The sequence below is a fragment of the Mycobacterium sp. genome (genome assembly GCF_036490025.1).
In the GTDB taxonomy this organism is placed as follows: domain Bacteria; phylum Actinomycetota; class Actinomycetes; order Mycobacteriales; family Mycobacteriaceae; genus Mycobacterium.
The window spans coordinates 20313-33814 of the sequence record NZ_DASXEP010000035.1; the positions used below are offsets into that span (position 1 = coordinate 20313).

Sequence of the window (13502 nt, forward strand, 5' to 3'; positions counted from 1 at the left end):
AATGACTAGCAGCGACGGCGACGCGCTTGCCTCATGGGGCGGAGGGCAAGACCTCAGCGCATGGGAAGCATTGATGTGGCGCAGCGGTCGCGACCACCGGAGCCGCTCGACCGGGGTGATGATCGAGCTGCTGGACACCGAGCCGGACTGGGATCGACTGGTGGCCGCACACGATCGATTCACCCAGCGGGTGCCGCGGTTGCGGGAACGGGTCGTCGAGCCGGTGGTGTCGCTGGTTGCACCGGCGTGGTCGCCGGACCCGCATTTCGACCTGGAGTATCACCTGCAGCGGGTACGGCTGGCAGGCAACGGGTCGATGGCCGAACTGCACGACCTGGCGGCCCAGTTCGCCGCCCGCCCACTCGATCCCGAACGGCCGCCGTGGGAGGCCCTGCTAGTGCTCGGCCTCAACGGAGCTCGGGCCGCCTACCTGTTCAAACCGCATCACAGCCTCAGTGACGGGATCGGTCTGCTCCAACTGCTCGATCTCGCCCACGGGCACAGCCGGGAGCCCGGACCCGCCGACGATAGACCGGTACCCAGGCCCCGACGCCAGGAGTCACCGGAGGGGCTGCTGATAAACCGGTTGGCCGGCAAGGTCGTCGGAGCGCCAGGGAGTGCGTTGCGCGAAGCTCTCCACGTGGCGGGCCGGGTCGTCGGCGACCCCATCGGAACGACGACCGACGCCATTAAGTTCGCGACGTCGCTGCGGCGAGTGCTGACATCGCCGGAGACATCCCATTCCCCCGCGTTGACCGGCGGCGGATCGGGTTATCGGCTGGACACCTTCGACGTGCCGTTCGATGACCTGAAAGCAGCGGGGCGGGCTGCCGGAGGTTCGGTCAACGACGCTTTCCTGGCCGCTCTGCTCGGTGGGGTGCGGCGTTACCACGAAAAGCTCTCTCTCACGGTCGATTCCATGCCGGTGGCGATACCGGTCAGCCTTCGCACCGATGCCGACCCGATGGGCGCTAACAAGTTCGCAGGCGCCCGGTTCGTTGCTCCGGTCGGTGAACCGGACCCCGCGACCCGCATCACGGCCATTCACGATTTCATCGTGGACGCGCGGATGGAGCCCGCGCTCGGATTTCTCGACCTCATCGCGCCGGTGCTGAGCCGCCTGCCGGGGATTGTGTTGACCCGCATCGCCGGTGAGATGACCGGCCTATCCGACCTGCAGGCCTCCAACCTTGGGGCGATCGGTCGTCCGCTGTATCTGGCGGGTGCGCGGGTGACGCGCGTCTACCCGATGGGTCCCCGACCCGGCATCCCGGCCATGGTGGCAATGCTGACTTACGACGGAACCTGTTGCATCGCTGTCAACTTCGACCCCGAAGCCATCGCCGACCCCGCGGCGTTCTCGACCTGCCTGCGTGAAGGCTTCGACGAGGTGATCTCTCTTGCGAGGACCTCCCGAAGCGAGCAGCAGGTCCGGCCGGATGAAAAGGATCAACCACCGCAGGCGAAAGGACAGGGTCATGAAATTTGATGACGTCGTCGCAATCCTCGACAAGGCGGTGGGCGGGCCGGACGCCGACGTAGCCTCCCACGGCCCCTTCTGGCGGGGTGTCACGCGGGACCGATTCGTCGAAATGAAAGTCGGCGGGCGGAAACTCGTGACCCCCGGTGATGGCGTGAACTCAAACCTGGTGTTGTCGTTGAAAGGCGAAGCACCATTTGGTTCCGATCTGGACGATCCTCCCGTGGGCGCCGTGACGCCCGCCATGCCCGCGTACCTCGACCCGGTGCCGCCGGACGAAATCAGCGCTATCGAACAATGGATAAACGACGGCTGCCCGGCGGACTGAGTGGCTGTGAACTGTCTCTTCGAACGCCGACCGGGACCCGATTACCCCCAACGCGGGAGCGATGACCCCCCGTCATGGTGACGCACAAAGCAGCCTCTCACGATGAGACTTGAGTCACCGGACCCGCCCACGACGCCTCATGGACGAGGGCTGCAGGGCACCCAAGACCACAGAAAGAGGACGTCGATGACGACCGCGCAGCAAGCCGAACCGGCAGTTCTTCCCGAAAAAATCGCCCTACAGCTGGTACTCCCCGAGGGCCACGCCGACCTCAGCGCGCTGTTTGACGCTTACAAATGGATGCGCAACAACATGCCGGTGGCGAAGGCCGTCATCGAGGGCTACGACCCGATCTGGCTGGTCACCAAGCACGCCGACATCCAAGAGGTCGAAACTCTGTCGGAAGTCTTTGCCGCCGGCGGCGGCACCGAGAACGTCGGCTCGCACAACCCGATCCTGCAGAACACCGCCGGTGACGAGTTCACCAAGCAACTCCTCGGCGGCAGCCTGCGCATCCTCGACGCCCTCCCCTATATCGACCCGCCTGAGCACACACATGCCAAAAACATGGCTTTCAGCTATTTCAAGCCACCGTCGGTCAGGAAATTGGAAGAGCAGATCCGCGAACTCGCCAGGGAGTCCGTCGATCAGCTCACGCATCTTTCGGCCCGTGGCGACATCGACCTTCTCGACGACTGGGCGCTGGGCTTCCCGCTGCACGTCATAATGACGCTGCTGGGGGTCCCGCCCGAGGACGAGCCGCGGATGATGGCGCTCACCCAGGAGTTCTTCGGCACCGCCGATCCGGAGCATCAGCGTGAAGACGTCGAGGCGCTGAGCCCGGAGGCGATGGCCCAACAGTTCGCCGCCACCATCCAGGACTACTTCGCCTACTTCGACACGCTGGCCGAAGACCGCCGTGCCAATCCCCGCGACGACCTGGCCACGGTGGTCGCCTGCGCCAAGCTGCCCGACGGTGAGTACTGGCCCAAGACCTTCGTGTACGGCTGGTACACGGCCATCTTCACCGCCGGTCACGACACCACCTCGGCAACCCTGGCCGGCACGCTGAAGGCTCTTGCTGAACACCCCGATGTGCTGGCGCGGGTCAAAGCGGACCCGAGTCTGGTACCCGACCTCATCCAGGAGGGTTTGCGGTACGTGGCGCCGGTCAAACACTTCATGCGCGTCGCGCTCAAGGACCACACGTTGCGCGGACAGACCATCAAAGCCGGTGACCGCGTGATGCCGCTGTTCCAGTCCGGTTGCCGCGACGAGGAAGTCTTTGACCACCCCGACGAATTCGACATCGACCGCAAGCCCAACAACCACCTCGCGTTCGGCTTCGGTGCGCACACCTGCGTCGGCCAGCACTTGGCCAAGCAAGAGTTGAAGGTGATGTTCGAGGAGCTACTGCCCCGACTGGAGTCGATCGAGATTCTCGGACCCGGCAGCGTGACACAGACCAACTTCGTTGGCGGCCTGAAACACTTGCCCGCCAAGCTCACCATCTCCTGATCGGCCGGAATCGCCATGACCACAATCGATTACCCACAGCTCTACATCGGCGGCACGTGGACGGCGCCCGCTGGCCATGACACCATCGGCGTCCATTCCCCCGCTACAGAGGAGCGTATCGGTTCGGTGCCCAGGGGCACCGAAGCCGATATCGACGCCGCTGTCGCCGCGGCCAGAACGGCGTTCGACGCTCCCGACGGGTGGGGGGCCTGGGATCCGAAGGAGCGCGCCGACGTCCTCGAACGGTTCGCAGTGGAACTGGAAGCTCGTGGCGCCGAAACAGCGCGACGCGTGTCAATGCAGAACGGCATGCCGATCTGGCTCGCCCAGCAGTTCGAGGCCGGCTTTCCGCCGTTGCTGGTGCGCTACTACAGCGACTTGATGACCAGTGCACCAGTGGAGGAATCGCGTCACGGCATGCTCGGCGGCACATCGCTAGTGTCCAAGCAGCCCATCGGCGTCATCGGCGCGATCGTGCCCTGGAATGTCCCACAGGGGATTGCCTTCCTGAAACTCGCGCCTGCGTTGGCGGCCGGCTGCTCCGTGGTGCTCAAACCGGCAGAGGAAACCGTGCTCGACGCATTCCTCATGGCCGAGGCCGCGGCCGCGGCGGGCCTACCCGAGGGTGTCATCAACGTTGTTCCGGGAGGTCGTGAAGTAGGCGCCTACCTGGTCGAGCACCCCGGGGTCGACAAGGTCTCGTTCACCGGTTCCACCGGCGCGGGCCGCTGGATCGCCGAAGCCTGTGGGCGACTGCTGCGGCCGGTGACCCTCGAACTCGGCGGCAAATCTGCGGCAATCGTCCTCGACGACGCCGACCTGGCCGCCTCCATCGAGCAGTTCTTCGGAGTCACCCTGCTCAACAACGGTCAAATTTGTTGGCTCAACACCCGGGTGCTGGCTCCACGTAGCAGATACAACGAAATCGTGGACACCATCACCGATTTGGCGCGCTCGCTGAAGGTGGGCGATCCTCTCGATCCCGAGACCAAGGTCGGTCCGCTGGTGTCGAAGCGGCAGCGTGAGCGCGTCGAAGGCTACATCGCGAAAGGCAAGAGTGAAGGCGCCCGAATGACCGCGGGCGGTTCACGGCCAGCAGGCTTCGATCGCGGCTGGTTCCTGGAGCCCACGATCTTCGCCGATTTGGACAACAACGCGACGGTGTCACGCGAAGAGATCTTCGGCCCGGTGCTGGCGCTGATTCCTTATTCCGACGAACAGGAAGCCGTGGCGATTGCCAACGACAGTGTCTACGGCCTGGGCGGAAGCGTGTGGTCATCAGATCTCGAACGAGCGGCCAATATCGCCCGCCGCGTTCGCTCAGGGACAGTCGGGGTCAACCACTACGTCAACGATCCCGTCGCGCCGTTCGGCGGCATCAAACAAAGCGGAATGGGTCGCGAACTTGGCCCCGAAGGCCTGCACGCGTTCCAGACTTACAAAACCATCTATCTGCCGCCCACGCCGGATGCCGGTCAACCACCGGCTACACCGCTGTAATTCGACTGGCGCCGAACTAATTTCGTGCCACGATCGGAGCAAGTAACCATGTCTGCGCCCGTCGTTACCGCGCCTAGTGCCAACGTACATGAATTCACAACCGAGCTGATCGTTCGGCACCGTAGGTCACCAGCAGAAGGCGTGGTGGTGCTTGACCTGGCGCATCCGGAAAACGAAGACCTGCCGCGCTGGGAACCAGGTGCCCACGTCGATTTGATTCTCGGCGACGGCCTGACGCGTCAGTACTCGCTGTGCGGTGATCCGCGCGATTCGGGCGTCTGGCGCGTCGGGATCTTGCTTGATCCAAACAGCCGCGGCGGTTCACAGTACGTTCACGAGAACCTCAATGAGGGGGCCACGGTGCGCGTGCGCGGCCCCCGCAACCATTTCCCGCTGGTCGATGCACCGCACTATCGATTCATCGCTGGGGGTATCGGCATCACCCCGATCTTCGCGATGCTCGAGGCCGTGCAGCGGGCGGGCGGCGACTGGACGCTGCTTTACGGCGGTCGAACGCGGAACTCCATGGCGTTCGCGGAAGACCTAGCCGCGCGCTATCCCGAGCGGGTCACAGTGTGGCCCCAAGACGAGCGGGGCCTCCTCGACCTCGGTTCGCTCCTCAAGGAGCCGCAGGACAACACGTTGGTGTACTGCTGTGGGCCCGAGGCGCTGCTGTCAGCAGTCGAGCAGCAAAGCGCCCACTGGCCAACGGGGATACTTCATATCGAGCGGTTCGCCGCCAAGGTGCCTACGGCGGAGGAAGCCGCTGAAGCCCTCGAACAGTTTGAGGTGGTGTGCCATCGTTCCGGGGTAAGTTTCGAGATAACAACATCAGACCAATCGATCCTGGAAGTCCTTGAGGAAGTAGGCATCCCAATCCTGGGCAGCTGCTATGAAGGGGTCTGTGGAACCTGCGAGGCAAAGGTGCTGGAGGGAATCCCGGTTCACCGCGACTCGGTGCTCTCCGATGCCGAGAAAGCTGCCGGCGAAGTGATGTTGCCTTGTGTATCGCGCTCTCGCACCGAAAGGCTGGTGCTGGACCTGTGAAAACCAACTACCCGAAGAAGTGTTGGTATGTCGCGGCAACCTGCGACGAGATCACCGAGTCGCCACTGGGGCGCCGCCTACTCGGCAAGGATGTCGTGCTATGGCGCGGCGCTAGCGGTGGCGTCACCGCATTCGAAAACCGCTGCGCGCACCGGGCTTTCCCGCTGTCTCACAGTACGGTTGACGGAGATCGGCTGGTCTGCGGTTACCACGGATGTACCTACGATACCGACGGCAATTGCGTATATACCCCGACCCAGCCCCAAGTCCCGACGGGGATGAGGGTCCCGGTGTTTCCCCTCCTCGAGGAGCCACCATTCGTCTGGATCTGGCTCGGGCCGCCGGCCGCTGCCGCGGGCAGCCAACCGCCAAACATACTGTGGGTCAATGATCCAGCGTGGTCGACATTCGCGAGTGCCTGGCGGGTAAACGCCAACTACATGATGATCCACGAACACTACCTGGACTTCAGCTACGCTCCGATCCTGCATAGGCGTGACGTACCTTTGGAAATCGCCAGTATGCCGGCATTTAACGATGTCGAAGTCACCGAAACCACCGTGTCCTACACGCGGCTCCTGCCGGACGCTCAGCTCACAGACTGGGAGGCCGATGCCACCGGACTCGACCGCGAGCTTACGTATAAACGTTGCGAGGGCGGCACTTTCGTCTCGCCGGCGGTGCACCGCCAGCATTGGGAGATCACGGCTGCGAATGGCGAGCTCTACACCACTACCCGAACCCACGCCATCACGCCCGAGACGGAAGCATCGACTCACGTGTTCATGCAGGCATCGCGCAATTACAGACTCACTGATAATGCGGTAACTGAACGTCTGACGTCATTCCTTGCCGAGGTTGCCCAACGTGACATCGCCATACTGGATATGGCTTCCAATCACTCGGGCTACGACTTATGGCGGGGCGGAGTGGAGTTCCAGGCGGACGCCGCCGCCTTGCGGGCGCGCCGAATCATTGGGGTGATGCTGGCGAAAGAAGCGGGCCAATCCGCGATCCGTCCCGGTCTCGCGCCCACCAGTAGGCGAGACTCGCTCAGCCCCCGTCAACCCATCAGGGGTTGAGGAATCCACGGCTGAGGGGATGGCGGTAATCGCCGGCGCTCGGTGTTAACGGGCAGTCGAATCTGCCTCGCCGCTGACCGCGGATAGCAGGTCGTCAGTCTGACCTGTCACTGAAAGCACTGTCTGCCAAAGGTAGCCATTGCTGTCGACCCTCTTTCGCGACGAAACCGCCATCGGAATCGGTACATGCGTCAACCGGCGTCGCCAGGTACCAATGACCGTATCGGTCTTGCCCGCCATGCCCGCGTGGACGGCCGCATGACCCAATCGAAGGCAGAAGTTGGCGTCCCGAGCGTTGGCGGGCAAGCTGCGGATCATGTAACTCGGGTCAATGTACTTGAGGTTTACCGAAATTCCCTGGCCCCGAAATGTTTCCTTGACCTGATCCGTTAAAAAGGCGCCAATGTCACCGTGGCGACTATTCCCTGAGGCATCCCACTCCGCTTCTTTCTCAAGCAGACGTTGACCTGCACCTTCAGCGACGACAATCACGACGTAACCATCTCTTTCGATGCGTTGTCTCGCCGCTCGGACGACTCCATCGATGCTGAAATCAATTTCCGGGATGAGGCATAAGCCGACCTGAGTATCCGCCAATGTGGCGAAGCTGGCGACAAACCCAGAGTCGCGACCCATCAATTTCACGAGACCGATACCGAACCGATGGCACGACGCCTCCACATACGCCGCGCGCGTCGCATGCCGTGCCGCCTCGACCGCGGTATCGAAACCGAAAGACGTCTCAATGAACGAGATATCGTTGTCGATGGTCTTCGGGACACCCACCACAGCGATCTCCAGATTACGGCGCCGTATCGCCTCCACTATCGAGTGCGCGCCGCGCAGCGTTCCATCGCCGCCTACTGTGAATAACAGCTGAATTCCCAGCCGCCGGAGCGTGTCAACCATTTCATCCGCCGGTTGCGGACCGCGGGACGAGCCCAAGACCGTACCACCGACTTCGTGGATTTGACCCACTCTGCGGGTCGTCAATTCGATTGGCGCCAGCCCGTTTCCATCCGCTAGACCCTCGTAGCCGAAACGGAAGCCGTAGACCGTGGGAACACCATACTTTTCGTGTAGGCAGAAAACGATAGATCGGATGACATCATTCATGCCCGGGCAGAGCCCACCGCACGTGACAATCCCACACCTGAGGGCGCCGGGGTTGAAGTAGATCCTCTCGCGAGGACCCGCCAGCTCGAAGGCCGGCGGATCAATATTGGCTCGCACCTGCGCGCGCAGCTCATCGATATCGGTGCGGAACAAGAGCCGTTTCGATGTATCCATGAAATGTTTTGTGCGCAAAGGAGAGGCGATCTTACATTCGCCCAGTTCCTCGATGTCGAAATCCGGTCGTAATAACGTCATTTCACATCGACCGTCTCTTTCAATGGCGCGGGTGGTTCACGCTGTCGGTCGCAAGCAGCGTGACAGCACAGGGGTGGTTACATCCACGGCTTCTGCATCCGGTGATCTCCCGCTCGAAGCATTTCGATGATTGCGCTGAAGTCCTTGTCGCCGTTGGTCGCTGCGAATTTGGCGTAGATATCGGCGGCGTGGCTACCCAATGGGGCGGCCGAACCGGTCGAGTTGACCGCATCCATCGCCAGACCTAGATCCTTGTTCATCAGCGCGGCGGCGAAGCCCGCCTTGAAGTCGTTGTTGGCCGGCGACGACGGTACCGGGCCCGGCACCGGGCAGTTGGTGTGCACCGCCCAGCAGTTTCCGGTCGCGCCGGTGATGACGTCGAACAGCGACTGCGCCGACAGCCCGAGCTTTTCGGCCAGCACGAACGCCTCGCCGATCGCGATCTGATGCACCGCCAGCACCATGTTGTTGCACACCTTGGCGGCCTGGCCTGCGCCGGCAGCGCCGCAGTGAATGATCTTGCCCGCCATGGGTTCCAGGATCCGATGCGCGCGGCGCACTACCTCCGAGTCACCGCCGACCATGAACGCCAGCGTGCCGGCGACAGCGCCGTTGACCCCGCCGGAGACCGGCGCGTCGAGCTGGGCCAAGCCGTACGATGTCGCTAACGCGTGGACTTCGCGGGCGTCGTCGACGGAAATGGTGGAGCTGTCGATGAATAGCGTGCCCGCATTGACCGCCGGCAGGAGCTCGGCGTAGCAGCGTTTGACCGCATCGCCGTGCGGCAGCATGGTCAGCACTACGTCGGCGTCGCTCACGGCAGCGGCCGGGTTGTCGCACACCATGACGCCCTTGTCAGCGGCGGCGGTTGCCGCGGCAATGAATGGGTCAAAACCCCGTACGGTATAGCCGGCGGCAACCAGGTTGGCCGACATCGGACCACCCATGTGGCCCAACCCAAGAAACGCGACAGTCGACAACCTCTGGTCCTCCTATGCGCTGGCGCGGACCCGCGCGGCCTCGGCTCGGCCGATGACCACCCGCATGATCTCGTTGGTCCCCTCCAGGATGCGGTGCACCCGCAGATCGCGCACGATCTTCTCCAGACCGTACTCGCGAAGATAGCCGTAGCCCCCGTGCAACTGCAGGGCCTTGTCCGCGACGTCATAACACGTGTCGGTGACGTACCGCTTGGCCATCGCACACGACTCGACTTTGTCGGCAGCATCGCTATCCAGCGCTGCCGCAGCCCGCCACAACAACATTCGCGAGGATTCCAGGGCGGTGGCCATATCGGCCAAGGTGAACCTGATCGTGGGCTCGTCGAGTAACGCGGCCCCGAATGCCTGCCGGTGAGAAAGATATTCGGCCGACTTGTCGTAGGCGGCCTGCGCTCCGCCCAGCGAGCACGCCGCAATGTTGAGCCGGCCACCGTTGAGGCCGTTCATCGCGACACCGAAGCCCGCACCTTCACCGTCCGCGCCACCCAGCATCGCATCAGCGGGCACCCGCACATCCTCGAGAATCACCTGCGCCGTCGGCTGGGCGTTCCAGCCCATCTTCTCCTCGTGCGCACCGAAACTTAGCCCCGCGTCGCCCTTTTCGACAATGAACGCCGATATTCCGCCTGGGCCGTCCCCACCGGTGCGCGCCATCACGACATAGACATCTGAAGCTCCCGCCCCAGAAATGAACTGTTTGACGCCGTTGAGCACATAGTCGCCCCCCTGCTTGACCGCGCGGGTGCTCAACGCGCCGGCATCCGAGCCGGCACCCGGCTCGGATAGGCAGTAGCTGGCGATCGCATCCATTGATGCCAGCCGCGGCACCCAGTCCTTGCGCTGATCCTCGGTGCCGAAAGCGTCGATCATCCAGGCGCACATGTTGTGGATGGATAAAAACGCGGCGATCGTCGGGCAGGCCATCGCCAGCTGCTCGAAGATGCGCACCCCGTCCAGGCGGCGCAGCGCACTGCCGCCCACGTCGTCGCGGCAGTAGATCGCCGCCATGCCGAGCCCGGCCGCCTCCCGCAGTTCATCCACCGGGAAGTGATGCGTCGCATCCCATTCCAGGGCATGGGGGGCGAGGCGTTTGGCCGCGAATGCGGCCGCCGTCTCGGTGATCACCCGCTCGTCGTCATCCAGATAAAAGAGTTGCATCGAAGCACTAGTTCATTGTCGGGATGACGAATTCGGCGCCGTCTTTGATGCCCGACGGCCAGCGTGAGGTGACGGTCTTGACCTTGGTGTAGAACTCGATGGATGCTGGGCCATGCTGGTTGAGATCGCCGAAACCCGAACGCTTCCAGCCACCGAAGCTGTGGTAGGCCACCGGGACCGGAATCGGCACGTTGACGCCGACCATGCCGACCTGCACCCGGGAGACGAAATCGCGCGCTGTGTCGCCGTCGCGGGTGAAAATCGCCACCCCGTTGCCGTACTCATGCTCAGAGGGCAGCCGCAACGCATCTTCGTAGTCGTGGGCGCGCACCATGCACAGCACCGGACCGAAGATCTCGTCGGTATAGATCGACATGTCGGTTGTGACGTGGTCGAACAGCGTTGGCCCGATGAAGAATCCATCCTGCAGGCTGGCATCACCAAACGAGAGGTCGTCGCTGGCACGCCCACGCCCGTCGACCACCAGGTCGGCGCCCGCCTCGACGCCCTGGCCGATGTGATCACGCACCCGCTTGAGTGCGGCCTCGGTGACCAACGGCCCATAGTCGGCCTTGGGGTCTAGGCTGTGTCCGACCCGCAGGTTGTTGATGCGTTCGATGAGCCTGCCTCGCAACCGATCCGCGGTTTGCTCGCCGACGGGCACCGCGACGGATATCGCCATGCACCGCTGGCCGGCGCTGGCGTAGCCCGCGCCGATCAGCGCGTCGACAGCCTGGTCCAGGTCGGCGTCGGGCATCACGATCATGTGGTTTTTCGCCCCGCCGAAGCACTGCGCGCGCTTACCGGTGCCGGTCGCCGTCGCATAGATGTACTGGGCGATATCCGAACTGCCCACGAAACCGACGGCCTGGATGTCGGGGTGGTGCAGGATGGCGTCGACGGCTTCCTTGTCGCCGTGGACCACTTGAAACACCCCCGGCGGCAGACCGGCCTCGATGAACAACTCCGCGAACCGCACCGGCACCGACGGGTCACGCTCAGAAGGCTTGAGAATGAAGGCGTTTCCGCATGCCAGCGCGGGACCCGCTTTCCACAGCGGGATCATCGCGGGGAAGTTGAACGGCGTGATCCCGGCCACCACCCCCAGCGGCTGGCGCAGCGAATACACATCGATACCCGGGCCCGCGCCCTCGCTGTATTCCCCTTTCAGCAGATGCGGGATGCCGATACAAAACTCGATCACCTCGAGACCGCGCTGCACATCGCCACGCGCATCAGGCACCGTCTTACCGTGCTCGCGCGAGAGCAACTCGGCCAACTCGTCCATGTGCTGGTTGACCAACTCGACAAACCGCATCATCGCCCGTGCCCGGCGCTGCGGATTGAACGCCGCCCAACCCTTCTGGGCCTCGGCCGCCGACGCCACCGCGGCGTCGAGCTCGGCCATGCTCGCCATCGGGACCATCGCCTGCACCTGGCCGGTATTGGGGTCGAACACCTCAGTAGTGCGACCGGACTGCCCGGCAGTGCGTTTGCCATCGATGAAATGGGTAATTTGTGCGGTCATGGCTGCCCTCGGATACGGAAAAGAAGTCGGCGGGTTACTAGGACATCCTAGTAATGGAAGCGTCCGGGCTATAGACCCAATGGAGGGTATCTGGCTCTTCCTTTAGGGTGATGCCCGCCCGACAACCGTCCCTTGAGCGCACACGGGCTTTACACCTAGACACCGTCCATACACCAGTCGATCGATTCCCGCCTGATGTTCGCGACTGTGCGATCTGCCAGGGCGACGGTACCGCGTGCCCACGGTGTGCTGTCGGGCATTCTCGCTGGCGCAGTGAAAGGTAAACGGCTAGCTGCTAATCCGGCCATGGGTATCGACGGTCTGCACGATCTCGCGGTCAGTGCCGAGCCAGTGCGCTTGCGCTGCAACGGATGGTTGGACGCCAGTCGGCCAAGGCCACGTCGGACACCTACACGGACCTGTTTGACGACGATCTGGACGCAGTTTCGGCCAGTTTGCATGCCCGGTACTCACGCGAAGTTACTCGAAAGTGTGCCCAAAATGTGCCCACGGAGTGCCCACAGAGTTAGCTAGCAAACACCAAAACATGCTTTGAGCTGCATAAACTCTTGTGCGGGCGGAGGGACTCGAACCCTCAAGCTCTTTCGAGCACGGGCACCTAAAACCCGCGCGGTTGCCTATTTCGCCACGCCCGCGTGCCCAGCGATCCTACTGCTCCGCTCGCTGATGAATCTTGTCGGTGATCCCCCATACCTTGGTTCTGCGAGCGGCGGGAGGAGCGAAAAAGTGCGATCCGGAGAGGAGTTCGACGCCGTACAACGCCTCATTGCCGCTGGTGTGAATGACTGTGCGATCGCCCGCCAGACCGGCATTCCTCGACGCACGGTGCGCGACTGGCGATGCCGACCGCAGCTTCGATCTAGAGATTCGCGTGGGTCACCATGCGCCCACGATGTCCCCCGCCTACCGGCGAAAGCGTACAGCTATCTACTCGGTCTGTACCTGGGTGACGGATGCATCTCACGGCACCCTCGAGCCTGGCGGCTAAGAATCGTTCTCGACGACAAGTTCCCTGGGATCATCGAGCGATGCCGCGAGGCCATGGACGCCCTGATGCCGGGTCAGCGGGCGGCGACGCTGCGTCGCTCGGATCATTGCATCGAGGTCTCGATGTGCTCCAAACATTGGCCGTGTCTGTTTCCACAACATCGCCCGGGCAAGAAGCATCTACGACCGATCCGGCTCGAGTCGTGGCAGGAAGTACTCGTCAAAGAAGCCACCGAAGAATTTGTGCCGGGCCTCATCGACAGCGATGGTTGCCGCGTGGTGGCGAACGATCGCGGCGTCAAAAGCGTCCGCTACCACTTCTCGAACCGATCCGAAGACATTCGCGGACTGTTCTGCGCCGCACTTGATGAACTCGGTATCCCGTGGACGCGGCCGCGCTGGTTCGAGGTCGCCGTCTATCGCAAGGCCGCGACGGCGCGCCTTGACGAATTCGTCGGACCAAAAGCGTGACGGACGCGCG

Annotated in this window: 11 protein-coding genes, 1 tRNA gene and 1 pseudogene; 8 read left to right on the forward strand and 5 right to left on the reverse strand. The window is 63.2% G+C overall.

The annotated features are described in order from the left end of the window. Window position 1 precedes the first annotated feature (1 nt). The 6 genes from VGG53_RS04395 (at window position 2) to VGG53_RS04420 (ending at window position 6955) form a co-directional block, all read left to right on the forward strand. Window positions 2-1489 carry a wax ester/triacylglycerol synthase domain-containing protein gene (locus tag VGG53_RS04395; protein ID WP_331516773.1) on the forward strand — a complete coding sequence of 496 codons (1488 nt, stop codon included), beginning with the start codon at window positions 2-4 and terminating at the stop codon, window positions 1487-1489. Beyond that, window positions 1479-1808 carry a hypothetical protein gene (locus VGG53_RS04400; RefSeq protein ID WP_331516774.1) on the forward strand — a complete coding sequence of 110 codons (330 nt, stop codon included), beginning with the start codon at window positions 1479-1481 and terminating at the stop codon, window positions 1806-1808. The genes VGG53_RS04395 and VGG53_RS04400 overlap by 11 nt, the downstream gene beginning before the upstream one ends. A gap of 186 nt (window positions 1809-1994) precedes the next feature. Next, window positions 1995-3326, forward strand: coding sequence for a cytochrome P450 (locus VGG53_RS04405; protein ID WP_331516775.1), 1332 nt, complete (start codon window positions 1995-1997; stop codon window positions 3324-3326). A gap of 15 nt (window positions 3327-3341) precedes the next feature. Beyond that, the gene (locus tag VGG53_RS04410; protein WP_331516776.1) at window positions 3342-4826 is read left to right on the forward strand and encodes an aldehyde dehydrogenase; all 1485 of its coding nucleotides are present in this window, start codon (window positions 3342-3344) and stop codon (window positions 4824-4826) included. A gap of 48 nt (window positions 4827-4874) precedes the next feature. After that, complete coding sequence (locus tag VGG53_RS04415; protein WP_331516777.1) at window positions 4875-5873, forward strand: PDR/VanB family oxidoreductase; 999 nt, start codon at window positions 4875-4877, stop codon at window positions 5871-5873. After that, a complete protein-coding gene (locus VGG53_RS04420; protein ID WP_331516778.1) occupies window positions 5870-6955 on the forward strand; it encodes an aromatic ring-hydroxylating dioxygenase subunit alpha in 1086 nt (361 codons plus the stop codon). The genes VGG53_RS04415 and VGG53_RS04420 overlap by 4 nt, the downstream gene beginning before the upstream one ends. 45 nt (window positions 6956-7000) lie before the next feature. Here VGG53_RS04420 and VGG53_RS04425 read toward each other — a convergent pair whose 3' ends face one another. The 5 genes from VGG53_RS04425 to VGG53_RS04445 all read right to left on the reverse strand — a co-directional run bounded on the left by VGG53_RS04425 (window position 7001) and on the right by VGG53_RS04445 (window position 12669). Next, the gene (locus VGG53_RS04425; RefSeq protein WP_331516779.1) at window positions 7001-8326 is read right to left on the reverse strand and encodes an ATP-dependent 6-phosphofructokinase; all 1326 of its coding nucleotides are present in this window, start codon (window positions 8324-8326) and stop codon (window positions 7001-7003) included. Between the two features lie 77 nt (window positions 8327-8403). Then, on the reverse strand, window positions 8404-9306 hold the full coding sequence (gene mmsB, locus VGG53_RS04430; protein ID WP_331516780.1) for a 3-hydroxyisobutyrate dehydrogenase: 903 nt from the start codon (window positions 9304-9306) through the stop codon (window positions 8404-8406). A gap of 12 nt (window positions 9307-9318) precedes the next feature. Beyond that, entirely contained in the window at window positions 9319-10485 is a 1167-nt protein-coding gene (locus VGG53_RS04435; protein ID WP_331516781.1) for an acyl-CoA dehydrogenase family protein, read from the reverse strand. 7 nt (window positions 10486-10492) lie between these two features. After that, on the reverse strand, window positions 10493-12013 hold the full coding sequence (locus VGG53_RS04440; RefSeq protein WP_331516782.1) for a CoA-acylating methylmalonate-semialdehyde dehydrogenase: 1521 nt from the start codon (window positions 12011-12013) through the stop codon (window positions 10493-10495). Window positions 12014-12585: 572 nt separating this feature from the next. After that, a tRNA-Leu gene (locus VGG53_RS04445) sits at window positions 12586-12669 on the reverse strand. A gap of 31 nt (window positions 12670-12700) precedes the next feature. Here VGG53_RS04445 and VGG53_RS04450 point away from each other — a divergent pair. Both VGG53_RS04450 and VGG53_RS04455 read left to right on the forward strand, forming a co-directional pair. Further along, window positions 12701-12868: pseudogene (locus VGG53_RS04450) on the forward strand (hypothetical protein); the annotation flags it as partial. A 207-nt stretch (window positions 12869-13075) separates the two neighbouring features. Continuing rightward, complete coding sequence (locus VGG53_RS04455; protein ID WP_331516810.1) at window positions 13076-13492, forward strand: hypothetical protein; 417 nt, start codon at window positions 13076-13078, stop codon at window positions 13490-13492. Window positions 13493-13502: the final 10 nt, after the last annotated feature.